Below are 25,481 nucleotides of genomic sequence, written 5' to 3' on the forward strand. Positions count from 1 at the left end.
GCACAAGCCGTCACAGGCACAAGAGACCGCAACGGCGGCGTGAGGATCGCCTGCGTCGTGACGGGGGTTCCAGGGGGTCGCCCCCCTGGGAAGACAGCAGTGCGGGCAGGCGCGTGGAGCGAGCGCGGCGAGCGCAACGCGCATGCTCGCCTGCGTCGCAACGGGGGTTCCAGGGGGTCGCCCCCCTGGGAAAACACAGGCTTTAAATTCCAGGGGCGGTTCGGGGGGCGGTAACGGGGGGCTCTGGCGGGTCGGGGTGCTCATCATGAGGCGGTAGATCCTCGTTCGAGGGTTGGGCTTTTTCGCGGGGGTGCGGGCGGGGGCGTGGCGCCGATTCGTTCGTGTCGGGCGCGGGGGCTGTGTTCGGGCGGCGGCGACCCCTAAGATCCTCGTTTACCCGATGGCGTCGGGTGTCCGCGGGTGCCGTGCGCACTCCGGTCGACCGTGCCGCGGGGCTGCCGGAGATCAGTCCGCCGGGTTCTCTTTATGGAAAACCGGGCTGGTCAGGACGCGTTTTTTTCGCGACGCGCGGCGCGGGGGTGACTGCCCGCGGAGGTGCGCGCACGTTACGATGGACGCGCCGCTATACACGCCCGTCAATCATGAAGGGCTCCCTTTCTTCATGGGTAACAAGCTGTCGTTTCTTGGCCGTGACATGGCGGTCGATCTTGGTACCGCCAACACCCTGGTGTACGTGCGCGGGCGTGGCATCGTCCTGAACGAACCCTCCGTGGTCGCGATCAATACCAATACCGGGAAGATCGTCGCGGTGGGCATCGAGGCGAAGCGGATGATCGGCCGCACACCGGGCAACATCGTCGCGGTCCGTCCGCTGAAGGACGGCGTCATCGCCGACTTCGACGTCACCGAACGGATGCTGCGCTACTTCATCCAGAAGGTGCACAAGCGCCGGCACTTCGCCAAGCCGCGGATCGTCGTGGCCGTGCCGAGCGGGATCACCGGGGTGGAGCAGCGCGCGGTGAAGGAGGCCGGCTACCAGGCCGGAGCCCGCCGCGTCTACATCATCGAGGAGCCCATGGCCGCCGCGATCGGCGCCGGGCTGCCCGTCTACGAGCCCACCGGCAACATGGTCGTCGACATCGGCGGCGGCACCACCGAGGTGGCGATCATCTCGCTCGGCGGGATCGTCACCAGCCAGTCGGTGCGCGTCGGCGGCGACGAGCTCGACCAGGCCGTGATCTCTTTCTCCAAGAAGGAGTACTCCCTGATGCTCGGGGAACGCACCGCGGAGGAGATCAAGATGGCGATCGGGTCGGCCTATCCCGGCGGCGACGAGGAGCCGCACGCCGAGATCCGGGGCCGCGACCTCGTCAGCGGGCTGCCGAAGACCGTCGTGATCTCCGCCGAGGAGGTCAGGCGGGCGATCGAGGAGCCGGTCAACGCCGTGGTGGACGCGGTGAAGACGACCCTCGACAAGTGCCCGCCCGAACTGTCCGGCGACATCATGGACCGCGGGATCGCGCTCACCGGCGGCGGCGCGCTGCTGAAGAACCTCGACGAGCGGCTCCGTGAGGAGACCGGGATGCCCATCCACCTGGTGGACAACCCGCTCGACTCGGTGGTGCTCGGCACGGGCAAGTGCGTCGAGGACTTCGAGTCGCTCCGGCAGGTCCTCGTGCCGGAGCCGCGGCACTGATTCGGACGTGGCCCGCCAGGGGGCGTGAGGGGTCGTCCCTCCGGCGGGCTGATTCGGACATGGTCCGCCGAGGGGGACGCGGGGGCGTCCTGCCTCGCGAGGCACCGGGCTCCCGGCGGACCAGGGAACGGGAGGTCGGTGCGTGAAGGACACCCGTCGCACCCGCGTGGTCCTCGGCGCGCTGCTGGTCGTGGCGCTCGCGATGATCACCATCGACTACCGCGGTGGGCAGGACTCGCCGCTGCACGGCCTGCGCGGCCTCGGCGCGACGGTGTTCGGCCCGGTGGAGCGGGCGTCGGCGTCCGTCGTGCGGCCGGTGGGCAACACCTTCGACGCGATCACCGACGCGCCGGGCGAGCGGCGCCGCGCCGACCGGCTGGCGCGGCAGAACCAGCGGCTCCGCGAGCAGCTGCGCTCCAGCCGCCTCGACCAGGACCGCTCCGAGCAGCTCCGCAGGCTCCTCGGCACCGCCGGGATGGGCGGCTACCGGATCCACGCCGCGCAGGTGATCTCCGCCGGGCAGGGCTTCGAGGACACCGTCACCATCGACGTCGGCAGCCGCAGCGGCATCAAGCCCGACATGACCGTGATGAGCGCCGAGGGCCTCGTCGGCCGCATCACCCGCGTCGGGCCCGCGACCTCCACGGTGCTCCTCGCCACCGACCAGACCTCCTCCATCGGCTCCCGCCTGGAGGACTCCAAGGAGATCGGGATCACCCAGGGCCGCGGCCGCCGCGGCCTCGGCCGGGGCGGCGCCACGCCGCTGCGGTTCCAGCTGCTGGACGCCGCCGCGCCGATCCGGGTCGGCCAGCGGATCGTCACGCTCGGATCGCAGGGTCAGAAGCCGTACGTCCCCGGCGTCCCGATCGGCGTCGTCGAGCGGATCGAGAAGTCCACCAGCGGGCTGACCCGCACCGCCTACGTCCGCCCGTTCGTACGGTTCACCAGCCTCGACGTCGTCGCCGTCGTGGTCGCCCCGCCGAAGACCGACCCGCGGGACGCCGTCCTGCCGCCCAAGCCCCCGCCGCCGCCGTCCCCCACCCCGACCGCGACCCCCTCGGCGAGCAAGAGCCCAAAGACCAAGCCGCGCCACTCGAAGAGCCCGTCCACGAATCCGACCCGGGGGGACTGACGTGCTGAACCCGCCCGAGGCGTCGCCGGCCGGCCGCGCCGCGGTGACCGCCGTGGTGATCGTCGTGACGCTGATCCTGCAGGTGTCGGTGGCGAACCGGCTCCCGCTGCCCGGCGGCGTCCAGCCCGACCTGGTGCTGCTGGCCGTGGTGGCGCTCGCGCTCGTCGCCGGCTCCACCACCGGGATGGTGGCCGGCTTCCTCGCGGGCCTCGCCGCCGACATCATCCCGCCCGCCGACCACACCCTCGGCCGGTACGCGCTCGTCTACTGCCTCATCGGGTACCTGTGCGGCGCCGCGTCCGCCGAGATGGACCGCCAGTCCGCCGTGCCGTTCCTCGCCGTCGCCGCCGGCGCGCTCGCCGGGACCGTGCTGTACGCGGGCACCGGCATGATCCTCGGCGACCCGCGCGCCGAGTGGGGCACCGTGTCCAGCATGGTGCCGCTGCAGGTGCTCTACGACGTCATCGCGAGCCCGTTCGTCGTGTGGGCGGTGCTGCGCGCCACCCGCCGGTACGAACGCGGGGAACGCGTCCGGGGCGACCGCCTCGCGGTGCCCGCCGCCCGCTACCGCGCGATGTCGGGGCGGAGCGGGAACCTGTGAACCCGAGGACCCACTTCCGCCTCGTCGTCCTGTACGTGCTCGTCGGCGCGCTGCTGCTCGTCCTGATCGGACGCATGTGGGCGCTCCAGGTCCTGGAGGGCGAGCACTACAAGGCGATCGCCGCCCAGAACCGCACCCGTGACATCGTCGTCCCGGCGACCCGCGGCATGATCCTTGACGACCGCGGCCGGCCCCTCGTGCGCAACCGCAGCGCGCTCGTCGTGTCGGTCGACCGGACGACCCTGTCGCGGCAGAAGGACGGCGGCAGGACCGTCCTGCAGCGGCTCGCCGACGTGCTCGGCGTGAGCCACGACGAGATCACCAAGCGGATCCGGCTGTGCGGGCCCGGGATCAAGCGGCCGTGCTGGCCCGGCTCCCCGTACCAGCCGATCCCCGTCGAGGACCACGTCGACCCCAAGCGCGCCCTGCAGATCATGGAGCGGCAGGAGGACTTCCCCGGGGTCACCGCGCAGGTCCAGGCCGTCCGCGACTACCCCCAGCCGGAGGGCGCGCGGCCCGCGCAGATGCTCGGCTACCTCCAGCCGGTCACGCAGGAGGAGCTCGACAAGCGCAAGGGCCTCAAGGTCACCGGCTACAGCGGCGTCGACCTGGTCGGGCGCGACGGCCTGGAGGCGCAGTACGACTCGCTGCTGAGCGGCGAGCCCGGGTTCCGCAAGGTGCTGGTCGACAGCCAGGGCCGCGTCACCGGCACCGCCGAGGAGCAGCCTCCGATCGCCGGCAGCAACCTCGTCACCAGCATCGACGCCGGCGTGCAGGGCGCCGCGGAGGACGCCCTCAAGCACGCGATCGACGGCGCCCGCAAGCAGGGCCGCCCCGCCGACGCCGGCGCCGCGGTCGTGATGGACGTGCGCACCGGCCGGATGGTCGCGATGGCGAGCTACCCGACCTACGACCCGGGCATCTGGACCGGCGGGATCTCCCAGGACGAGTACGACGCGCTGCTCGGCAAGAAGCAGGGCGAGCCGCTGATCTCCCGGGTCACCCAGGGGCAGTTCGCGCCCGGCTCCACCTTCAAGATCTCCTCGGTGTCCGCCGCGGTGGAGGACGGCAACAGCCTGACCGGCACCTACGACTGCCCCGGCTCCCTGAACGTCGGCAACCGCGCCTTCCGCAACTTCGAGGGCGAGGCGCTCGGGGCGATGTCGCTGCACACGGCGCTCGTCAAGTCCTGCGACACGATCTTCTACCGGTTCGCCTACCAGGAGTGGCAGCGCGACGGCGGGATGAAGCCGAAGAAGAACCCCTCCGACCCGATGGTGAAGATGGCCCGCAACTTCGGGTTCGGGTCGCGCACCGGCATCGACCTGCCCAGCGAGAGCGAGGGCCGCATCCCCGACCGGGGGTGGAAGAAGAACTTCTGGAACATCACCAAGGCCGCCAACTGCAAGGGCGCCAAGGAGGGCTACCCGGAGGTCGCCAAGACCGACCCGGCCCGCGCCGCCTATCTGAAGGCGGTCGCGACGGAGAACTGCACCGAGGGCTACGTGTGGCGGCCCGGCGACGCGGCGAACTTCTCGGTCGGGCAGGGCGACGTCCTGGTGACGCCGCTCCAGCTCGTCCGCGCCTACGCGGCCGTCGCCAACGGCGGCAAGCTGATGACGCCGCGGCTCGGCGTCGCGGTCGTGCGGCCCGACGGCACGGTCGTCCGCCGGATCGACGCGCCGCCGCCGCGGAAGCTGCCGGTCGACGGGAAGGTGCTCAAGTACATCCGGGCCGCCCTCGGGGACGTGACCAAGAGCGGCACCGCGTCCGGGGCGTTCTCCGGTTTCGACTTCAAGCGCGTCGACGTCGGCGGCAAGACCGGCACCGCGGAGGTCTACGGCAAGCAGGACACGTCCTGGTTCGCCTCGTTCGGGCCCGTGGACAAGCCGCGCTTCGCGGTGGTCGCGATGGTCTCCCAGGGCGGGCAGGGCGCGCAGACGTCCGCGCCGGCGGTCCGGGAGATCTGGGAGGCCATGTACGGGACGAAGGACCGCAAGCCCATCCTCCAGGACGGCAAGCTCCCGTCGGAGCTGCCGCGGATGCCCGCCGAGGGGACGGCCCCATGATCACAGGCTCCGGGGTCGGCAGCGTCGACGCCTATGCCGCGCACCGGTCGTGGACCAGCCGCGTCGCCGAACTGCGTCGCCTCGACCTGCCGATGCTGCTGGCCGTGCTGGCGCTGTCGGTGGTGGGCGCGCTCCTGGTCCGCTCGGCCACCTTCCACCTGCTGACCGAGCAGGGCAAGGACCCGGAGGGCTTCCTCAAGCGGCACATCCTCAACCTCATCATCGGGTTCCTGCTCGGCGGCCTGGTCACCGTGCTGGACTACCGGCTCCTGCGCGCCTACGTCCCCATCCTGTACGGGCTGGCGTGCGTGGGGCTGCTGGCCGTGCTCACCCCGCTCGGCTCGACGATCAACGGCTCGCACTCGTGGATCGTGCTCGGCGGCGGGTTCCAGGTGCAGCCCTCGGAGTTCGCGAAGGTCGGGCTCGTGGTGCTGCTGGCGATGATCCTCGGCGAGCCGAGGGACGGGGAGATCGGCCCCGGCCGGCGGGACGTGCTGCTCGCGCTCGTGCTCGCCGGGGTGCCCGGCGTCCTGATCATGCTGCAGCCCGACCTCGGCACCACGCTGGTGTTCATCGCGGTCGTGCTCGGCATGCTGGCGATCTCCGGCGCCCAGAAGCGCTGGCTCGTCGGGCTGGTCGGCGGGGGCGTCGCCGCGGGCGCCGCCGTGTACTTCTTCGGGCTGCTGAAGGCCTACCAGATCGCCCGGTTCACCGCCTTCCTGAACCCCGAGGCCGATCCGCGCGGCGCCGGCTACAACGCCCAGCAGGCCCGCATCGCGATCGGGTCGGGCGGGGCGTTCGGCAAGGGCCTGTTCAACGGCGAGCAGACCGGCGGCCACTTCGTCCCCGAGCAGCAGACCGACTTCATCTTCACGGTGGCGGGGGAGGAGCTCGGCTTCGTCGGCGCCGCCGTGATCATCGCGCTGCTCGGCGTGGTGCTGTGGCGCGGCCTGCGCATCGCCACCCAGGCCGCCGACCTGTTCGGCACGCTCGTCGCCACCGGGGTCGTGTGCTGGCTGGGGTTCCAGACGTTCGAGAACGTCGGGATGACGATCGGCATCATGCCGATCACCGGGCTGCCGCTGCCGTTCGTGTCCTACGGCGGGTCCGCGACGTTCGCCAACATGATCGCGTTCGGGCTGCTGCAGGCCGTGCACGTGCGCCGCCGCCCGTTCGATTAGCGACCGGCGACCGCGTAGGCTGGACGTTCTTCCCCACGTCCCCTGCACGGAGGGTTCCGTCATGCCGGTCGAGTCGCTCTTCCCGCGCCTGGAGCCGCTGCTCCCGAGCGTGCAGAAGCCGATTCAGTACGTTGGCGGCGAGCTGAACTCCCAGCTCAAGGACTGGGACGAGACCACGGTCCGGTGGGCGCTGATGTATCCCGACGCCTACGAGGTGGGGCTGCCGAACCAGGGCGTCCAGATCCTCTACGAGATCCTCAACGAGCGCGACGGCGTGCTCGCCGAGCGGACGTACTCGGTGTGGCCCGACATGGAGGCCGTCATGCGGGAGCACGGCATCCCGCAGTTCACCGTCGACGCGCACCGCCCGGTCGCCGCCTTCGACGTGTTCGGCGTGTCGTTCTCCACCGAGCTCGGCTACACCAACCTGCTGACGGCGCTCGACCTCGCGGGCATCCCGCTGGAGGCCGCCGACCGCACCGACGGCCACCCGATCGTGATCGCCGGCGGGCACGCCGCCTTCAACCCCGAGCCGATCGCCGACTTCGTCGACGCCGCCGTGCTCGGCGACGGCGAGGAGATCGCGCTCGCCATCACCGAGGTCGTCCGCGAGTGGAAGGCCGAGGGCGAGCCAGGCGGGCGGGACGAGCTGCTCATGCGCCTCGCCGCGTCCGGCGGCGTGTACGTCCCGCGCTTCTACGACGTGACCTACCTGCCCGACGGCCGCATCCAGCGGGTCGCGCCGAACCGTCCCGGCGTCCCGTGGCGGATCGAGAAGCACACCGTCATGGACCTCGACCAGTGGCCGTACCCGAAGAAGCCGCTGGTCCCGCTCGCCGAGACCGTGCACGAGCGGTTCAGCGTGGAGATCTTCCGCGGCTGCACCCGCGGCTGCCGGTTCTGCCAGGCCGGCATGATCACCCGTCCGGTGCGGGAGCGGTCGATCACCACGATCGGCGACATGGTGGAGCAGGGGCTCAAGGAGTCCGGGTTCCAGGAGGTCGGGCTGCTCAGCCTGTCCAGCGCCGACCACAGCGAGATCGGCGACGTCGCCAAGGGCCTCGCCGACCGCTACGAGGGCACCAACACCTCGCTGTCGCTGCCGTCCACGCGCGTGGACGCCTTCAACATCACGCTCGCCAACGAGTTCTCCCGCGGCGGCCGGCGCTCCGGCCTGACGTTCGCGCCGGAGGGCGGCTCCGAGCGGATGCGCAAGGTGATCAACAAGATGGTCTCCGAGGACGACCTGATCCGCACCGTCACCACCGCCTACGAGAACGGCTGGCGGCAGGTCAAGCTGTACTTCATGTGCGGCCTGCCCACCGAGGAGGACGAGGACGTCCTCGCCATCGCCGACATGGCCAAGCGGGTCATCAAGGCCGGACGGGACGCCACCGGCCGCAAGGACATCCGCTGCACCGTGTCCATCGGCGGTTTCGTGCCCAAGCCGCACACCCCGTTCCAGTGGGCCGCGCAGTGCGACCACGAGACCGTCGACCGCCGCCTGCGCGCCCTGAAGGACGCCCTGCGCGGCGACAAGGAGTACGGGCGCGCCATCGGCCTGCGCTACCACGACGGCCAGCCCTCGATCGTCGAGGGCATGCTGTCGCGCGGCGACCGGCGCGTCGGCAAGGTCATCCGCGCCGTCTGGGAGGACGGCGGCCGCTTCGACGGCTGGAGCGAGCACTTCTCCTACGAGCGCTGGACGGCCTGCGCCGAGAAGGCCCTGGCCGGCGAGCCCGTCGACCTCGCCTGGTACACCGTCCGCGAGCGCGACGAGGTCGAGGTGCTGCCCTGGGACCACCTCGACGCGGGGCTCGACCGCGAGTGGCTCTGGCAGGACTGGCAGGACGCCGTCGACGAGACCGAGGTCGAGGACTGCCGCTGGACGCCCTGCTACGACTGCGGCGTCTGCCCCACGATGGGCACCGAGATCCAGATCGGCCCGACCGGCAGGAAGCTGCTCCCGCTCGACGTGGTGTAACCGGATTCCTCCGTGGAAACCCCTGACCTGTAAGGGTTTCGGGCTTACGGGGCCGGTGCCTGGCGGAACCGGCTCCGGCGCCCCGTACTCTATAGGGAGACCTTTATTTCGACTCGACACGAGTAGGAAGGACCAGAACCCTGCCACCCATGCCGGAGGGTCCGGCGCCGGCCCCCGTGACCCAGCGACTGCGCGTCCGCTACGCCAAGCGGGGCAGGCTGCGGTTCACGAGCCATCGCGACATTTCCCGGGCCGTGGAACGCGCCGTACGGCGTGCCGGGATCCCTGTCGCGTTCAGCGGCGGATTCACCCCCCACCCGAAGATCTCGTACGCGGGTGCGGCGGCGACAGGGGTGGCCAGTGAGGCCGAATACCTCGAACTCGGGCTCACCGAGTCCCGCGACCCTGCGCGGGTGCGAGCCGATCTCGACGCGGCCCTGCCTTCCGGACTCGACGTCCTCGACGTCGTGCCGGTACGGGCGGGCCACGGCGACGCCCCGGTGAAGCCGGGCGCGTTCAGCGATCGGCTCGAGGCGTCCGAATGGCGGATCCGGCTTGACGGCGTGGCCGAGAGCGACGCCGCCGACGCCGTGGCCGCCTTCATGGCCGCCGAGAACATCGAGGTGGAACGCCTCACGAAGAAGGGACGGCGCCGTTTCGACGTGCGCGCCGCCGTGTCCGCCTGCGAGCTGGACCGGCGCGCCGCCGAGGCGGCGGATGCCCCTTGTGCGATACTTCGAATGGTTGTTCGGCATTCCACACCCGCCGTTCGACCCGACGACATCCTCACCGGACTGCGCCAGGTCGCCGACCTCGCGCCGCCGTCACCGCCGCTGGTGACCAGGCTGGCGCAGGGGCCCCTCGACGCGGACACCGGTGGCCTCGCGGATCCCCTGGATCCCGACCGGGAGACCGGCCTGCCGTCCGGCGACGACGCCGAGACGGCCCGCGGCCATGACCGGCCGCAGTCCGGGGACGCCGCGAGCGCGGATGCCGTCAGCGCCTGACCGTGGGACCGAAGCCGTGGAGGCACGGAACCGGTCCGCAGGGTACGGCCGGCGCACCCCCGACGACTTCGTCGTCATGGCCGGACCACCGTCCGGCCGTGGCGGCACCGACTGACGAGGTGCTCCCGCGCGGCGCACCGCATCGCCCCGCCCTGGCGGGACGGGTGGACGCGCCCGGGAGCCTGACGGGAGATTGCCCGGATGCTTGAGAACGAAGCCGACGCGGCCCCGGCCGAAGGCGCCGACGACGGGACCGTTGACAACGAGACCACGGAGAGCACGGAGAACGCGCAGGCCGAGGGCGCGCAGAGCGAGGGCGCCGAGAGCGCGAGCACGGGCGTGACGTCGCGTCCGCGCCGTGCGAGCCGGCCCGCCGGTCCGCCGCCCGACGTGGACGACGCCGCCGCGGCCCCCGCCGCGCAGCAGGAGCCCGCGGCCGAGCAGGGCGCCGCCGAGGAGCCCGCAGTTGCCGAGGAGCCTGCGGCGCCCGCCGAGACGCCCGAGGCGGCCGAGCCGCCCAAGCGGACCCGTACCCGCGCCCGCAGGACCACGAAGGCCGCCGCCGAGACGCCCGAGCCCGTGCCGATGACCGGCGCCGAGACCTCCCCCGAGGCCCCGGCCGAGCAGCCCGCGCAGTCCGAGGAGTCCGAGCAGCCCGCCGAGGAGGCGGCCCCGGCCCCCCGCACCCGCACCCGGCGCCGCACCACCAGGGCCGCCGCCGAGGTCCCCGCCGTGCCGCAGGTCCCGGCCGTCCCGGTCGCCGGGGAGCAGCCGACCCCCGAGCAGGTGTCGGAGACCGAGCCCGCGAGCGGTGTCGGCGTCCCCGGCGTGACGTTCCAGCCCCCGATGGTCGTCTTCCAGCCGCCGCAGCCCAAGGCCGAGGCCCCCGCCCGGCCGAAGGCCGCCGAGGCCGAGCCCGCCGAGCCCGCCGCCGAGGAGGACCTCGACCACGGGCCCGCGGACGAGGACGACTCCGAGGACCGCCCGTCCCGCCGTCGCCGCCGCCGCGGCGGCCGCGGCCGCGGCCGGGGCGGCAAGGAGGGCGCCGAGGACGAGGCCCAGGCGGAGGAGGCCGAGACCGAGGAGCCCAAGGACGAGGAGCCCGCCAAGTCCGCCAAGCCCGCCAAGGGCAAGGCGGCGAAGGGCAAGGCGTCCAAGGCCAAGGACAAGGAGCAGGAGAAGGAGCCCAAGGCCGAGCAGCCCGAGCAGGGCGCCGCCGAGGGCGAGGGCGAGGACGAGGGAGAGGGCGGGACGAGCCGCCGCCGGCGGCGCCGCAGGCGCAGGTCCGGGGCCGACGGCGAGACCGGCGCCGGCACCGACGACCCGCCGAACACCGTCGTCCACGTCCGCACGGCCCGCGAGGAGCGCGCCGACGCCGAGGCCGAGGTCCAGTCCGTGCGGGGCTCGACCCGCCTGGAGGCCAAGAAGCAGCGCCGCCGCGAGGGGCGCGAGCAGGGCCGCCGCCGTCCGCCGGTGATCACCGAGGCGGAGTTCCTGGCGCGCCGCGAGGCCGTCGAGCGGGTCATGGTGGTCCGGCAGGAGGGCGAGCGCACCCAGATCGCCATCCTCGAGGACGACGTGCTCGTCGAGCACTACGTCAACCGCGCGACGCACCAGTCGTACGTCGGCAACGTCTACCTCGGCAAGGTCCAGAACGTCCTGCCGTCGATGGAGGCGGCGTTCGTCGACATCGGCAAGGGCCGCAACGCCGTGCTGTACGCGGGCGAGGTGAACTGGGACGCCTCCGGGCTGGAGGGCCAGCCGCGCCGCATCGAGTCGGCGCTGAAGTCGGGCCAGTCGGTGCTCGTCCAGGTCACCAAGGACCCCCTCGGCCACAAGGGCGCCCGGCTGACCAGCCAGGTCTCGCTGCCCGGCCGGTACCTGGTGTACGTGCCGGACGGCTCGATGACCGGCATCAGCCGCAAGCTGCCCGACAAGGAGCGCAGCCGCCTCAAGTCGATCCTGAAGAGGGTCATGCCGGAGAACGCCGGCGTGATCGTCCGGACCGCCGCCGAGGGGGCGACCGAGGAGGAGCTCGCCCGCGACGTCTCGCGCCTCGCCGCCCAGTGGGACAGCATCCAGAAGAAGGTCAAGACGGCGTCGGCTCCGTCGCTGCTCTACGGCGAGCCCGACCTGACGATCCGCGTCATCCGCGACATCTTCAACGAGGACTTCTCCAAGCTCGTCGTGTCCGGGGACGAGGCCTGGGACACCGTCTCCGAGTACGTCGAGTACGTCGCCCCGCATCTGGCCGACCGGGTCGAGCGCTGGACCGTCGACCAGGACGCCCTGTCGGCGTTCCGCATCGACGAGCAGATCGCCAAGGCCATGGACCGCAAGGTCTGGCTGCCGTCCGGCGGCTCCCTGGTGATCGACCGCACCGAGGCGATGACGGTCATCGACGTCAACACGGGCAAGTTCACCGGGCAGGGCGGCAACCTGGAGGAGACCGTCACCCGCAACAACCTGGAGGCGGCCGAGGAGATCGTCCGCCAGCTCCGGCTCCGCGACATCGGCGGCATCATCGTGATCGACTTCATCGACATGGTGCTGGAGAGCAACCGGGACCTGGTGCTGCGCCGCCTCGTCGAGTGCCTGTCGCGGGACCGTACCAAGCACCAGGTCGCCGAGGTCACCTCGCTTGGGCTGGTCCAGATGACCCGCAAGCGGGTCGGCCAGGGGCTGCTGGAGGCGTTCTCGGAGACCTGCGAGTCCTGCAACGGGCGCGGCATCCACGTCCACCTGACGCCGGTCGAGCCGAAGGCGGAGAAGGCGGCCGGCAAGGAGTCCGGACGCCGCCGCAAGCGCAAGGGCGAGGTCGAGAAGGCCGTCGAGGAGAAGCTGTCCCGGCACGAGGCCAAGCCGAAGGAGCCCGCCGAGGAGCCCGCGCCGGAGCCCGTGAAGGAGCCCGTGAGCGAGGCCGTCCCCGAGCCGGCGCCGGTCGTGGAGGCCAAGGCCGAGCCGGTCCGTTCGCGGCCGAAGAAGTCCGGGCCCGCGAAGCGTCCGGCCGGCCCGCCGCCCGAGATCGACGAGCCCCCGGCGCAGGCCGCCGTGGAGGCCGCCGAGGCCGCCGTCGAGACCGCCGACACCGCTCCGGGCGCGCTGGACTCCGCCGAGCCGGTGCCGGTCGGCCCGAACGGCGCCGAACCGGCCGAGCCCGAGGCCGCGGGAGCCGAGGCCGCGGGAGCCGAGCTGAACGGGGCCGAGGTGACCGCCGGCGCGTCCGCCGCCGAGTCCAACGGCTCCGCGCCCGCCGGCGACCAGGACGCCGGCGAGCCCGCCCGCCGGCGTCGCACCCGCCGCCCCCGCGCGGCGGCGGCGCAGGCCGCCGACGGCGGCGAGTCCTCCGACTGACGGGGCCGGACGCCCTGGCCGGACGCGTTCGCGTTCCGGTCAGGGCATCCGGTACCCTTGACCTTCGGCGCGCTCTCGGCGCGTCGCCCGAACCCGCACCGCGAGCCCCGTCCGGGGATCGGTCGGTGCTCACCTCGCCGATCCGGTGAGGACAAGCAGAGAGCGCCAGGGTCCTCCTGGTGTGCCGCCTTCGGCCCGGTGCCGGGGGTAGGCCCCCGTCCGGGGGCTGGTAAGCCACGCGTGGGACCGGTTCACTCCGGAAGCGCGCGCAGACGAAGGGTTTTCCGCGGTGTACGCGATTGTCCGCGCAGGCGGCAGGCAGGAAAAGGTCGCCGTCGACGACGTGCTGACCGTCGACAAGCTGGCCGGCGACGTCGGGTCGACCATCAAGCTCCAGCCCCTGCTGGTCGTTGACGGCGACGACGTCGTGAGCGCCACGGCCGACCTCGCCCGCTACGAGGTGACCGCCGAGATCCTCGGCGCGGTCAAGGGCCCGAAGATCAACATCATGCACTACCGGAACAAGACCGGGTACAAGCGGCGGATGGGTCACCGTCAGCCGTACACCGAGGTCAAGATCACCGGTATCAAGGCCGGGAAGTAAGGGAGAGCGGTCTCATGGCACACAAGAAGGGCGCATCGTCCAGCCGTAACGGTCGCGACTCCAACGCCCAGCGCCTCGGTGTGAAGCGCTTCGGCGGCCAGGTCGTCAACGCCGGCGAGATCATCGTCCGCCAGCGCGGCACCCACTTCCACCCCGGCCCGGGCGTCGGCCGCGGCGGCGACGACACGCTGTTCGCGCTGGTCGCGGGCGCGGTGCAGTTCCGCCGCTACCGCGGCCGCAACGCGGTGAGCGTCGTCCCGCCGGCGGAATAGTCCGCCGGGCAGAGCGACTTTTCGAAGGGGCGGACCGTTTCCGGTCCGCTCCTTCGCCGTTTTTCACCGAGGTTTCCTGAGGAGAGTCACCGTGGCCGCTGGAGCGGGATCGGGCGCGCAGTTCGTCGACCGGGTGGTGCTGCACGTCGCGGCGGGCAACGGCGGCAACGGCTGCGCCTCGATCCACCGGGAGAAGTTCAAGCCGCTCGGCGGCCCGGACGGCGCCAACGGCGGCCGCGGCGGCGACGTCGTCCTCGTCGTCGACTCGAACGCCGCGAGCCTCCTGGAGTACCACCGGCGCCCGCACCGCAAGGCGGGCAACGGCAGGCCCGGCCAGGGCAGCCTCCGGACGGGCGCGGACGGCGACGACGTGATCCTCCCCGTCCCCGACGGCACCGTCGTGAAGTCGGGCGACACCGTCCTGGCGGACCTGGTCGGCGAGGGCACCCGGTTCGTGATCGCCAAGGGCGGCAGCGGCGGCCTCGGGAACGCGGCGCTGGCGACGGCCAAGCGCAAGGCGCCCGGGTTCGCGCTGCTCGGCGAGCCGGGGGAGGAGCGCGACGTCGTCCTCGAACTGAAGAGCGTCGCCGACGTGGCGCTCGTCGGGTTCCCCAGCGCGGGCAAGTCGTCGCTGATCGCCGCGCTGTCGGCCGCCAAGCCGAAGATCGCCGCCTACCCGTTCACGACGCTGATCCCGAACCTCGGGGTGGTGAGCGCGGGCGACACGACGTTCACGGTCGCGGACGTGCCGGGCCTGATCGAGGGCGCCAGCGAGGGCCGCGGCCTCGGTCTGGACTTCCTGCGCCACATCGAGCGCTCCTCCACCCTCGCGCACGTGCTCGACTGCGCGACGATGGAGCCGGGCCGCGACCCGGTCAGCGACTTCGAGGTCATCGAGCGCGAGCTCCAGGCCTACGACCGCGTGCTGGGCGACCGCCCGCTGTCGGACCGCCCGCGCATCGTCGTCCTGAACAAGGTGGACGTGCCGGACGCCCGCGAACTCGCCGAGATGGTGCGGCCCGAGTTCGAGGCCCGCGGCCTGCGGGTGTTCGAGGTGTCGGCGGCGTCGCACGAGGGGCTGCGGGAGCTGTCGTTCGCGATGGCGGCGATGGTGGCGGAGTACCGCGCCTCGCTGCCGCCGGCGGAGCCCACCCGCATCGTCATCCGGCCCGAGCCGGTCGGCGGGGACACCGACTTCGAGGTCAGGATCCTCGGCGACAACACCTACCTGATCACCGGGACGAAGCCGGTCCGCTGGCTGCGCCAGACCGACTTCGCCAACGAGGAGGCCGTCGGCTACCTGGCCGACCGCCTCGCCCGGCTCGGCGTGGAGGACGCGCTCGCCGAGGCGGGCGCCGCCGCCGGCGCCACCGTCCTGATCGGGACGCCCGACGACTCGATCGTCTTCGACTGGGAGCCGGAGGTGGCGGCGGGCGAGGGCACGAGGGGCCCGCGCGGCACCGACCGCCGTCTGGACGGCTGGTCCTAAGAACACCAGGTTGGAGCGGGGTCTGGTCATGAGTGGGCGTGAGGCGGTCGCGAAGGCGCGGCGGATCGTGGTGAAGGCGGGCTCGTCGTCGCTGACCACGCCGCAGGGCACGATCGACGCGAACCGCATCGACGCGCTGGTGGACGTCCTCGCCGCGCGCCGCGGCGAGGGCACCGAGATCGTGTTCGTGTCGTCCGGCGCGATCGCGGCGGGGCTCGGGCCGCTCGGGCTGACCCGCCGCCCGCCCGACCTCGCGACCCAGCAGGCGGCGGCGAGCGTCGGGCAGGGCCTGCTGTTCGCCCGCTACACCTCCTCGTTCGCCCGGTACGCGCTGACGGTGGGGCAGGTGCTGCTCACCGCCGACGACATGATGCGCCGCTCGCACCACCGCAACGCGCAGCGCACCCTCGCGCAGCTGCTCGCGATGGGCGTCCTGCCGATCGTGAACGAGAACGACACGGTCGCCACCGACGAGATCCGGTTCGGCGACAACGACCGGCTGGCCGCGCTCGTCGCGCACCTGATCCGCGCGGACGCGCTGGTCCTGCTGTCGGACGTGGACGCCCTCTACACCGGGGACCCGCGCCGTCCCGGGACCCGCCGCATCGACGAGGTGCACGGCCCGGACGACCTGCGCGAGGTCGAGCTCGGCGGGTCCGGGCGGGTCGGCACCGGCGGCATGGTCACCAAGGTGGAGGCGGCCCGGATCGCGGGTATCCCGGTGGTGCTGACGAACGCCGCGTCGGCGGCGCACGCGCTCGCCGGCGACCAGGTGGGGACGCTGTTCCACCCGGCGGCGGGCCGCCGCATGTCGACCCGCGACCTGTGGCTGGCGCACGCGACGACGGGCCAGGGCCGCGTCATGCTGGACGCGGGCGCGGTCGAGGCGGTGGTGCGGCGCCGCAAGTCCCTGCTTCCGGCCGGGGTGACGGGCGTGGACGGCGACTTCGCCGCGGGCGACCCGGTCGACCTGTGCGACGCGGCCGGCGGGGTCGTCGCGCGCGGCCTGGTGAACTACGACGCGTCCGAGATCCCGGAGCTGATGGGGCGCTCGACACGCTGGCTGGCCCGCGAGCTGGGCGCCGAGTACGAACGCGAGATAATCCACCGCGACCATCTGGTGATACTGCGATGACAGGGAGTGCCTGCTGATGAGCGACGAGCGCGAGGAGTTCCTGCGGGTGGCGCGGCGCGCCAGGGATGCCGCCGCCGGGCTGGCTCCGCTGCCGCGGTCGGCGAAGGACGCGGCGCTGCACCGGATCGCCGAGGCGCTGGTCGCCGCCGCCCCGGAGATCGTCAAGGCGAACGAGGCGGATGTCGCGCGGGCCCGCGCGAACGGCACCTCCGAGTACATGATCGACCGGCTGAGCCTGTCGGAGGAGCGGATCGCCGCGATCGCCGACGCGGTCCGGAAGGTCGCCGCGCTGCCGGACCCGGTGGGGGAGACGGTGCGCGGGAACGTGTTGCCGAACGGGCTGGAGCTGCGGCAGGTGCGGGTGCCGCTCGGCGTCGTCGGGATCATCTACGAGGGCCGCCCGAACGTGACCGTGGACGCCGCCGCGCTGTGCCTGAAGAGCGGGAACGTGGCGATGCTGCGCGGCTCGTCGTCGGCGTACGACTCCAACACGGTGCTCGTCGAGGTGATGCAGGGCGCGCTCACCGGCACCGAGGTCCCGCCGGACGCGGTGCAGCTGGTCCCGGGCACGTCCCGGGAGTCGGTGCGGCACCTGATGCGGGCGCGCGGCCTGGTGGACGTGCTGATCCCGCGCGGCGGCGCCTCGCTGATCAACTCGGTGGTGGAGGAGTCGACCGTCCCGGTGATCGAGACGGGCGTCGGCAACTGCGCGGTGTACGTGGACGCCGCCGCCGACGTCGACATGGCCGTGGACGTCCTGCTGAACGCCAAGACGCAGCGTCCTTCGGTGTGCAACGCCGCCGAGACGTTCCTGGTGCACGCCGACATCGCCGACACGTTCGTCCCGCGCGCGCTTGAGGCGCTGAAGAGCGCCGGTGTCACGGTGCACGGCGACGACCGCGTCCGCTCCTACAGCGGGGACGTCGTGGAGGCGACGGAGGACGACTGGTACGCCGAGTACCTGTCGCTCGACATCGCCGCCCGCGTGGTGGACTCGCTGGACGAGGCCGTGGCGCACATCCGCCGGTACGGCTCGGGGCACACGGAGGCGATCGTCACGACGTCCCAGCCGGCCGCGAAGCGGTTCGTGGCGCTGGTCGACTCGGCGGCCGTGATGGTGAACGCCTCGACGCGCTTCACCGACGGCGAGGAGTTCGGGTTCGGCGCGGAGATCGGCATCTCGACGCAGAAGCTGCACGCGCGCGGCCCGATGGGGCTGCCGGAGTTGACGTCGACCAAGTACGTGGTGGTGGGGGAAGGGCACGTGCGCGGCTGAGGTCCGGATTTGTGACATTTTTGCCATTGATGTCACGTGTGCGGGTGTGGTCTGATTCACGATTGTGACTCGTCAGTACAGCCGCCGCCGCGTCATCCAGGGCGCCGCCCTCGGCGCGGGGATCGCCACCACCGGACTGGCCGCCTTCCCCGCACGCCCCGCCGCCGCGGCGGCGCCGGCGTTGCGCGGCCCCGCAGCCGGCACCACCCTCGACCGGACGTACCTGCTCGGCGCCGCCGGCGCCGGCGGGTACCGCAAGGTGACCGCCGGGCCGGGGGAGCCGCACCTGCTGCGCCGCGACCTCGGCGGCGCCGCGTCCGCGCGCCGGGCCGCCACCCGCCGCGGCATCCTGGCGTTCGGCCACCTCACCGACGTGCACGTCATCGACGCGCAGTCCCCGGCCCGCGTCGAGTTCATCGACCGGCTCAAGGACGGCCTCGACCTGCTGCCGGTCGAGGGCGCCTACCGGCCGCAGGAGATCCTGTCCACGCAGGTCGCCGAGGCCATGGTCCAGGCGATGAACAGGGTCGGGCGCGGTCCGGCGACCGGGCTCGGCCTCGCCTTCACCATCAACACCGGCGACGCCGCCGACAACGTGCAGTACAACGAGATCCGCTGGATCATCGACCTGCTGGACGGCGGGCGCATCCGCCCCGACTCCGGCGACCCGAACCGGTACGAGGGCGTCATGGACTGGGCGTCCTACGACCGTTCGTTCTGGCATCCCGAGGGCCCGCCGCCCGGCGCGGAGGCCGACCTCCCGAGCGCCAGGTACGGCTTCCCGCGCGTGCACGGCCTGATCGACGCCGCACGCCGGCCGTTCCAGGCGACCGGCCTCGACGCGCCGTGGCTGGCCGTGTTCGGCAACCACGACGGGCTCGTCCAGGGCAACCTGCCGACCAACCCGCTGGTCACCGGCCTCGCCACCGGCGGAATCAAGATCGGCGCTCCGGCGGACTCCGGCCAGGCCGAACGCCTCGCCCGGATGATCAGCGGGGGCGACGCCGCCGAACTCGTCCGGCTCAGCCGCGAGCAGGGCGGCGCCGGCGGCCTGTTCCGGCCGGTGACCCCCGACCCGAACCGCCGCATGCTCTCGCGCGCCGAGGTCGTCGCCGAGCACTTCAAGACCACCGCGTCCCTGCGCGGCCACGGCTTCACGCTCTCCAACCTGCGCGACGGTACCGCCTACTACGCCTTCGACAAGGGCGTCGTGCGCGGTCTCGTCCTCGACACCGTGAACCCCAACGGCTACTCCGAGGGCTCGCTCGACAGGAAGCAGTTCGCGTGGCTGGAGGCGCAGCTCAAGGCCGGTAGCAGCCGCTACATCGCCCCGGACGGCACGGTCGTGAAGCACGCCGCGAAGGACCGGCTGTTCGTCCTGTTCAGCCACCACCCCATCGGCTCGCTGGAGAACCCGCTGGGCGGCGACCGCGTCCTCGGGGACGAGGTCGAGGCGCTCCTGCTGCGCTACCCGAACGTCGTCCTGTGGGTGAACGGCCACACGCACCGCAACCAGGTCATCCCGCACGCGCGCAAGGGCGGCGGAGGGTTCTGGGAGGTCAACACGGCCGCGCACATCGACTTCCCGCAGCAGAGCCGCATCGTCGAGCTCGCCGACAACGGCGACGGCACCCTGTCGGTCTTCGCGACGATCCTCGACTCCGCAGGCCCGGCCTCCTACGGCGGCCGCCTCACCGACCCGGTCCGGCTGGCGTCGCTGTCGCGCGAGCTGTCGGCCAACGACTGGCAGGACCGCGAGGAGAACCGCCGCGGCGAGGCCGCCGACCGCAACGTCGAGCTGCTGATCCCTAGGCCCTTCTGACAGGAACGGCGAAGGGCCGCCGCGTCCGTGTCGCGGCGGCCCTGGCTCGGTGCCCGGTCAGTTCCCGGACGTGGGCCCGTTGTCGCGCCGGGTGAACCGGTCGAACAGCCCGCCCGCCGCACCGGCCGCCGCGTCGGCCATGTCGCGGACCTTGCCGACGAACGGGTCGGCCGTCCGCTCCCACGACTCCCGGTAGGACTGGGCGGCTTCCTTGATCCCGTCGCGGACCGACGCGCTGTCGTCGTCGTCGCGGCGCGGGTAGTCCCCGGCCAGGATGCGCTCGTACTCGCCGCTGCGCGCCCACCGGTCGATCTCGGCGAACCGGATCACCGCGAACGGGTGCGTCTGCCCGAGCAGGTTCATGAACTTCAGCAGCCCGTCCCGCACGTCGCCGGCCGCGTCGTACTCGCGGGCCTGCTGCAGGAACGCCTCGCTGCTCATCTCGCCGAGCCGCGTCCCGCCGGCGAGCTTCATGTTCACCCGCTTGGCCGCGTCGAGGTCCTGCCCGGCGAGCAGCCCGGCCCGGTCCGACGACAGCTCCGCCTTCCGGAACCACTCGCGCAGCCCGATGATGATCGCCGCGATGCCGACGTTGCCGAGCGGCAGCCAGGCCAGCCGCGCCCCGAGCTGCAGGAGGATCTGCATCATCGTCTGGTACACCGCGTGCCCGGACAGGATGTGCCCGACCTCGTGCCCGACGACGAACCGGAGCTCCTCCTCGTCCAGCAGGTCGATCAGGCCGGTGTTCAGCACGATGAACGGGTGGTCGGAGCCGAGCGCCATCGCGTTCGGCGTCGGGTCCTGCCGGACGTACAGCTCGGGGACCTCCGGCATGTCCAGGATGTACGAGGCGTCGCGGACCATGTCGTAGATGTGGCGGAACTGGTCCTCGCCGACGCGCACCGTCCCGCCGAGGAACATCAGCCGAAGTGCCCGCTCGTTGACCAGCCCGGACAGCTTGCGCAGGACGACGTCGAACCCGGAGAGCGAGCGCAGCGCCACCAGCGCCGACCGGTCCGCCGGGTGTTCGTAGGCCCGGGAACTGATCCCCGGGAACCGAGTACGTGCTCGATCCGGTGTGTTCTCCGTCATGTCTGGCATGGTAGTTCCGACGATCAACCGTGCCCGAGGGTTCCCCGCCGCGGAAGCCCGTCCGGCTCTGGCCGCGCCCGGGAGGCAGCCATGTTCGACCCCAAGGCCGAGGCGATGTCCCTCGACGAGCGCGCCGCGCTCCAGCGGCACCGGCTGTGGGGGCTGGTCGACCGGCTCCTGGCGGCCGGCGGGGTGCAGGGGCGGCGGCTCAAGGAGGCCGGCGTCGGCGGCGGCGCCGACGTGACGCTCGCGGGGCTCCGCGACCTCCCGTTCACCACCAAGCAGGACCTGTGGGACCACTACCCGTTCGGGATGCTCGCCGTGCCGCGCGACCAGGTTGCCGCCGTGCACGGGTCCAGCGGGACGCGGGGGCGCCCGACGCTCGTCGCCTACACCAAGGCCGACCTCGACCTGTGGGCGGCGATGTGCGCGCGCTCCCTGTCGTGCGCCGGGGCATCGCCGGGCAGCATCGTGCACAACGCCTACGGGTACGGGCTGTTCACCGGCGGGATCGGCATCCACCAGGGGGCCGTGGCGCTCGGCGCGACCGTCGTGCCGATGTCGGGCGGCATGACCGACCGGCAGGTGCGCATGCTCGCCGACCTCCGCCCCGACATCCTGACCTGCACTCCCGCGTACGCGCTGCGGCTGGGGGAGGCCGTCGCCGAGGCCGGGGTGGAGCCGGACTTCCTCAAGGCCGGGCTCTTCGGCGCCGAGCCGTGGTCGGAGGAGCTGCGCACGGCCATCGAGGACGTCCTGCCGATCAAGGCGATGGACGTCTACGGGCTCTCGGAGATCATCGGGCCGGGTGTGGCCACCGAGTGCCTGGAGCAGGACGGCCTGCACGTCAACGAGGACCACTTCATCGTCGAGACCGTCGACCCCGCCACCGGCGACCCCGTCGAGGACGGAACGCCCGGCGAGCTCGTCTTCACCACCCCGACCAAGCAGGCGCTGCCCCTGCTGCGCTACCGGACGGGCGACATCGCGTCCCTCACCCGCGGCGAGTGCGCCTGCGGTCGGACCCTGGTCCGGATGAGCAAGGTCCTCGGCCGCGCCGACGACATGATCGTCGTCCGGGGCGTGAACGTGTACCCGAGCGAGGTCGAGCGCGTCCTGCTCGGCTCCGGGCTCGTCCGGCCGCACTACCAGCTCGTCGTGGACCGGCGCAGCCCCTCCGCCCGGCTGCTCGTCGCCTGCGAGGCCGTCTCCGGCGACCCGAGGGCCGAGCTCGTCCACGCCCTGTACGAGACGCTCGGCCTCACCGCCGAGGTGGCGGTGCTGCCCGAGGGCACCGTGCCGAGGGTCGAGGTGGGCAAGGCCGTCCGCGTCGTGACCTGGGAAGACGGCGAGCCGCCGCTGCCAGGCCTGGCCTGAGGGGCCGGGGGCGGGCGTTCCGGGCGCCGGTCCGGCTGGCTATTGTCGTCGCTATGACGCAAAAGCGGCGCCTGGGGATCATGGGCGGCACGTTCGACCCGATCCACCACGGGCACCTCGTGGCCGCCAGCGAGGTCGCGCACTTCTTCTCCCTGGACGAGGTCGTGTTCGTGCCGACCGGCCTCTCGGCCCACAAGGAGATGGGCAAGGTCGCCGCCGCGGAGGACCGCTACCTCATGGCCGTCATCGCCACCGCGTCCAACCCGCGCTTCTCCGTCAGCCGCATCGACATCGACCGGCCCGGCCCCACCTACACCGTCGACACGCTCCGCGACATGCGCGAGATCCAGGGCCCGGACGCCGACCTGTTCTTCATCACGGGCGCGGACGCACTGGAGAAGATGCTCACCTGGCACGACACCGCCGAGCTGTTCGAACTCGCGCACTTCATCGGCGTCACCCGCCCCGGCCACCGGCTCGCCGACCCCGGGCTGCCCGACGGGCGCGTCTCCCTCATGGAGGTGCCCGCCCTGTCGATCTCCTCCACCGAGTGCCGGGAACGCGTCAACTCCGGCGAACCCATCTGGTACCTCGTCCCGGACGGGATCGTCCAGTACATCAACAAGCGGGGCCTCTACCGCACCGCCGCCTGACGGGACGGCGCCGCCGCCTATTCTGGGATGGAGAACGGGGCCGCAACCGCCATTGCGGTCGAACAACGACAAAGAGGTCGATCGACCGCCGCACGTGAGAGGGTGGGAGCGGAGACGACCCCTACAGGGAGGATCGCGAGCGCATCGTGACCGCATCCGAGAGGGCGGCGCAGCTCGTCCGGATCGCCGCCGAGGCGGCGGGCGACAAGCTGGCCGACGACATTCTTGCCTACGACGTGAGCGAGCAGCTCGTCATCACCGACGCGTTCCTGCTCTGCTCGGCCCCCAGCGACCGGCAGGTCCGCGCCATCGTCGACGAGGTGGAAAAGCGCCTGCGCGAGGAGGCCGAGGCCAAGCCCGTCCGCCGCGAGGGCGAGCGTGAGGGCCGCTGGGTCCTGCTGGACTACGCGGACATCATCGTGCACATCCAGCACGAGGAGGACCGCATGTTCTACGCCCTCGAACGGCTCTGGAAAGACTGCCCCCTCATCGACCTGCCGGCCGCCGTCACCGCGCACCAGGCCCAGCGCGCCCGCGCCGTCGGGAGCCCGAGTGAGTGACGCCCGCCCGGCCCGCGAACCGGGCAGACGCCGGCTCGTCCTCTGGCGGCACGGCCAGACCTCGTGGAACGTCGAACGCCGCTTCCAGGGCAAGACCGACATCCCTCTCGACGAGACCGGCGTCGCGCAGGCCCAGCGCGCCGCCCGCCTCCTCGCCGGGCTCCGGCCCACCTCGCTGCTGGCCTCGCCGCTGCGCCGCGCCGCCGACACCGCCCAGGCCCTCGCCGACCTCACCGGACTGCCCGTCCGGTACGACCGGGACCTCATCGAACGCGACGGCGGCGCATGGGAGGGCCTCACCGCCCGCGAGATCAGCGAGCGCTACCCCGCCGAGCACGCCGCCTGGCAGCCGCCCGGCGGCGAGACCAGCGCCCAGGTCGCCAAGCGGGTCGGCGCCGCCCTCGAACGCGCCCTCGACGACCTGGAGCCCACAGGGCAGCTCGTCGTCGCCTCCCACGGCGCCGCGCTCCGCCTCGGCATGTCCCACCTCCTCGGCCTCCCCGAGGAGACCTGGGAGCGCCTCGGCGGCCTGTCCAACTGCTGCTGGTCGGTCGTCACCGAGATGCGGAACGGCGGCTGGCGCCTCGCCGAGCACAACGCCGGCACCCTCCCCGAACCCGTCCTCAGCGACGACCGCCCCGACACCGGCACCTGACGTCCGAAACGATTCGAGACCAGTCCCGCCCGTCCTATACACTGGCGGGGCGTCGCAGGATGAACGTCCATGCGACGGCGGGGCTATGGCGCAGTTGGTAGCGCGCCTCCATGGCATGGAGGAGGTCTGGGGTTCGAATCCCCATAGCTCCACGAATGGAGTTGGGAGTCCCCTACCCACGGAAAGCGTGGGTCGGGACTCCCTTCTTCATTTCTGCCTGGGGGGCGACCCCCAGACCCCCGATGTGGGGGCTCCGCCCCCACGCCCCCTCCCGGCTCAGGTCCCCGGTCGTCCACCGGTCGCCGCGTGGCCGGTGTGAGCGCGCTTTCGTTTTGGGGCTTCGCCCCTTGCCCCCTTCTTTGGGGGCTTCGCCCCCTTGCCCCCCTCTTGGCTTGGTTGTCGGGCATCCGCGGGTGGGGTGCGGCCCCTTGGCGAGGGGGGTGGGCCGTTGGGCGTTTGGGGGGTGCTCGGTGGGTGGAGCATCGGCGCGGGGGTGGTTTCATGCGGGGTATGGGAAGACACCGCAGGGGGGCGAAGCGCGAGGTCACCGTGGCCGACCTGATCGACGAGCTGCGCCGGTTCGATCCTGACGCCCAGGTGCGGCTGGCGATCCAGCCCCGGATGCCGCAGGAGCACGCCGTGGGGACCGTCGCGGAGGCGGACGGGATGGTGTGGATCGGCGACGGGGGTGCGCGGGGCTACGCGCCCGACGAGGTCGGCGAGCGGCTCGGGTGGGTCTGACCGCAAAGCCTTCACCATGGCGGCGGCTGCCTTTCCCCCGGCCGTGCTTCGCGATGTTGATCATGAGGGAAGGCCCTCCCGTGGCGATGCATGATCGAGATGAGGGTTGACCCCATGACAAGCCGGTTCACCGGGAAGAGGCTGCTGCTGGCCGCGGCGGTCGCCGGGGCGTCCGTCACGGCGACGACCGTCCCCGCGCAGGCCGCTCCGCCGCCCGCCCCGGAGACCCAGAAGGTCGACGACTGCACCAGTGCGCTCGACGTGCTGTCGCACCTCAAGCTGCTCCCGCGCGGGGCCGAACCCGGCCGGATACTGTGCGACGTCCGCGACCAGAGCAAGGAGCAGTACTCCAACGAGCTCCACACCGAGCGCACCGACGCGAGCGGCAAGACGGTCGAGAGCGACACGCTCCTCGGCGCGTACGAGTGGCTCAGGAGCCTCGTCGTCCAGGTGCCGACGGCCAACGACCTGCTGTACGTCTTCACCGCGAAGTAGCCCTGCCGCGGTCGGCGGCCGCGGAGGCGCACCTCCGCGGCCGCGCGTCCCGAGCGCTCCCAACGTGCACTAAGCTTTTCCTCGACCGAGGGGCTATGGCGCAGTTGGTAGCGCGCCTCCATGGCATGGAGGAGGTCTGGGGTTCGAATCCCCATAGCTCCACAAACGAGGCAGGAGTGGCGCAGAGCGCCACTCCTTTTCGTATGTTCGGGCGGTTTTCTGGCGAGGACCCCGGTCCTTGCGGGGCCGGGAGGGATCGCTTGTGTCGTGCGCGGTGCGTGAGCGCCGCCCGGGCCCGACCCCGAGCAATCCGGTGAGCGTAATG

General features: G+C 72.4%; 21 protein-coding genes and 2 tRNA genes. 22 read left to right on the top strand and 1 reads right to left on the bottom strand.

Features of this window, described 5'->3' with window-relative positions; genetic code table 11:
• Nucleotides 1–622: 622 nt before the first annotated feature.
• The 14 genes from K4S16_RS25900 to K4S16_RS25965 all read left to right on the top strand — a co-directional run bounded on the left by K4S16_RS25900 (nucleotide 623) and on the right by K4S16_RS25965 (nucleotide 19,583).
• Nucleotides 623–1,657: a rod shape-determining protein gene (locus tag K4S16_RS25900; RefSeq protein WP_067794123.1), complete on the top strand. Its 1,035-nt coding sequence runs from the start codon at nucleotides 623–625 to the stop codon at nucleotides 1,655–1,657.
• Between the two features lie 142 nt (nucleotides 1,658–1,799).
• Nucleotides 1,800–2,789, top strand: coding sequence for a rod shape-determining protein MreC (mreC, locus tag K4S16_RS25905; RefSeq protein WP_149261607.1), 990 nt, complete (start codon nucleotides 1,800–1,802; stop codon nucleotides 2,787–2,789).
• A 1-nt stretch (nucleotide 2,790) separates the two neighbouring features.
• Nucleotides 2,791–3,390, top strand: a complete 600-nt coding sequence (gene mreD, locus K4S16_RS25910; protein ID WP_149261608.1) for a rod shape-determining protein MreD — start codon at nucleotides 2,791–2,793, stop codon at nucleotides 3,388–3,390.
• Nucleotides 3,387–5,459: a penicillin-binding protein 2 gene (gene mrdA, locus K4S16_RS25915; RefSeq protein ID WP_149261609.1), complete on the top strand. Its 2,073-nt coding sequence runs from the start codon at nucleotides 3,387–3,389 to the stop codon at nucleotides 5,457–5,459. Before mreD ends, mrdA begins: the two co-directional genes overlap by 4 nt.
• On the top strand, nucleotides 5,456–6,640 hold the full coding sequence (rodA, locus tag K4S16_RS25920) for a rod shape-determining protein RodA (RefSeq protein ID WP_149261610.1): 1,185 nt from the start codon (nucleotides 5,456–5,458) through the stop codon (nucleotides 6,638–6,640). The genes mrdA and rodA overlap by 4 nt, the downstream gene beginning before the upstream one ends.
• Before the next feature lie 61 nt (nucleotides 6,641–6,701).
• A complete protein-coding gene (locus tag K4S16_RS25925) occupies nucleotides 6,702–8,624 on the top strand; it encodes a TIGR03960 family B12-binding radical SAM protein (protein ID WP_149261611.1) in 1,923 nt (640 codons plus the stop codon).
• 149 nt (nucleotides 8,625–8,773) lie between these two features.
• Entirely contained in the window at nucleotides 8,774–9,631 is an 858-nt protein-coding gene (locus K4S16_RS25930; protein WP_149261612.1) for a TIGR03936 family radical SAM-associated protein, read from the top strand.
• A gap of 201 nt (nucleotides 9,632–9,832) precedes the next feature.
• A complete protein-coding gene (locus tag K4S16_RS25935; protein ID WP_149261613.1) occupies nucleotides 9,833–12,985 on the top strand; it encodes an Rne/Rng family ribonuclease in 3,153 nt (1,050 codons plus the stop codon).
• 289 nt (nucleotides 12,986–13,274) lie between these two features.
• The gene (gene rplU, locus K4S16_RS25940) at nucleotides 13,275–13,589 is read left to right on the top strand and encodes a 50S ribosomal protein L21 (RefSeq protein ID WP_149261614.1); all 315 of its coding nucleotides are present in this window, start codon (nucleotides 13,275–13,277) and stop codon (nucleotides 13,587–13,589) included.
• 14 nt (nucleotides 13,590–13,603) lie between these two features.
• Nucleotides 13,604–13,861: a 50S ribosomal protein L27 gene (gene rpmA / locus K4S16_RS25945; RefSeq protein WP_067640985.1), complete on the top strand. Its 258-nt coding sequence runs from the start codon at nucleotides 13,604–13,606 to the stop codon at nucleotides 13,859–13,861.
• A gap of 91 nt (nucleotides 13,862–13,952) precedes the next feature.
• Nucleotides 13,953–15,350 carry a GTPase ObgE gene (gene obgE / locus K4S16_RS25950; protein ID WP_149261615.1) on the top strand — a complete coding sequence of 466 codons (1,398 nt, stop codon included), beginning with the start codon at nucleotides 13,953–13,955 and terminating at the stop codon, nucleotides 15,348–15,350.
• Between the two features lie 28 nt (nucleotides 15,351–15,378).
• Nucleotides 15,379–16,485 carry a glutamate 5-kinase gene (gene proB / locus K4S16_RS25955; RefSeq protein WP_149261616.1) on the top strand — a complete coding sequence of 369 codons (1,107 nt, stop codon included), beginning with the start codon at nucleotides 15,379–15,381 and terminating at the stop codon, nucleotides 16,483–16,485.
• A 16-nt stretch (nucleotides 16,486–16,501) separates the two neighbouring features.
• The gene (locus K4S16_RS25960) at nucleotides 16,502–17,761 is read left to right on the top strand and encodes a glutamate-5-semialdehyde dehydrogenase (protein WP_149261617.1); all 1,260 of its coding nucleotides are present in this window, start codon (nucleotides 16,502–16,504) and stop codon (nucleotides 17,759–17,761) included.
• Nucleotides 17,762–17,825: 64 nt separating this feature from the next.
• Nucleotides 17,826–19,583: a TIGR03767 family metallophosphoesterase gene (locus K4S16_RS25965; protein ID WP_149261618.1), complete on the top strand. Its 1,758-nt coding sequence runs from the start codon at nucleotides 17,826–17,828 to the stop codon at nucleotides 19,581–19,583.
• Between the two features lie 57 nt (nucleotides 19,584–19,640).
• On the opposite strand, the gene K4S16_RS25970 is transcribed toward K4S16_RS25965, so the two are convergent.
• Complete coding sequence (locus tag K4S16_RS25970; protein ID WP_149261619.1) at nucleotides 19,641–20,675, bottom strand: M48 family metallopeptidase; 1,035 nt, start codon at nucleotides 20,673–20,675, stop codon at nucleotides 19,641–19,643.
• A 90-nt stretch (nucleotides 20,676–20,765) separates the two neighbouring features.
• Here K4S16_RS25970 and K4S16_RS25975 point away from each other — a divergent pair, with 90 nt between their 5' ends.
• The 8 genes from K4S16_RS25975 to K4S16_RS26010 all read left to right on the top strand — a co-directional run bounded on the left by K4S16_RS25975 (nucleotide 20,766) and on the right by K4S16_RS26010 (nucleotide 25,318).
• Entirely contained in the window at nucleotides 20,766–22,052 is a 1,287-nt protein-coding gene (locus K4S16_RS25975) for a phenylacetate--CoA ligase family protein (RefSeq protein ID WP_200842109.1), read from the top strand.
• 53 nt (nucleotides 22,053–22,105) lie between these two features.
• Nucleotides 22,106–22,705, top strand: a complete 600-nt coding sequence (nadD, locus tag K4S16_RS25980) for a nicotinate-nucleotide adenylyltransferase (RefSeq protein ID WP_149261620.1) — start codon at nucleotides 22,106–22,108, stop codon at nucleotides 22,703–22,705.
• Between the two features lie 146 nt (nucleotides 22,706–22,851).
• Nucleotides 22,852–23,265: a ribosome silencing factor gene (gene rsfS, locus K4S16_RS25985; RefSeq protein WP_149261621.1), complete on the top strand. Its 414-nt coding sequence runs from the start codon at nucleotides 22,852–22,854 to the stop codon at nucleotides 23,263–23,265.
• Nucleotides 23,258–23,920, top strand: coding sequence for a histidine phosphatase family protein (locus K4S16_RS25990; protein WP_149261622.1), 663 nt, complete (start codon nucleotides 23,258–23,260; stop codon nucleotides 23,918–23,920). The genes rsfS and K4S16_RS25990 overlap by 8 nt, the downstream gene beginning before the upstream one ends.
• 79 nt (nucleotides 23,921–23,999) lie before the next feature.
• Nucleotides 24,000–24,072, top strand: a tRNA-Ala gene (locus K4S16_RS25995).
• A 358-nt stretch (nucleotides 24,073–24,430) separates the two neighbouring features.
• Nucleotides 24,431–24,661 (top strand): hypothetical protein, encoded by a 231-nt coding sequence (locus K4S16_RS26000; protein ID WP_149261623.1) that lies wholly within the window; start codon nucleotides 24,431–24,433, stop codon nucleotides 24,659–24,661.
• Nucleotides 24,662–24,775: 114 nt separating this feature from the next.
• Nucleotides 24,776–25,156, top strand: coding sequence for a hypothetical protein (locus K4S16_RS26005; protein WP_149261624.1), 381 nt, complete (start codon nucleotides 24,776–24,778; stop codon nucleotides 25,154–25,156).
• A gap of 89 nt (nucleotides 25,157–25,245) precedes the next feature.
• Nucleotides 25,246–25,318 (top strand) — tRNA-Ala (locus K4S16_RS26010).
• Nucleotides 25,319–25,481: the final 163 nt, after the last annotated feature.

The organism is Actinomadura sp. K4S16 (assembly GCF_008327685.1).
Lineage (GTDB): Bacteria > Actinomycetota > Actinomycetes > Streptosporangiales > Streptosporangiaceae > Spirillospora.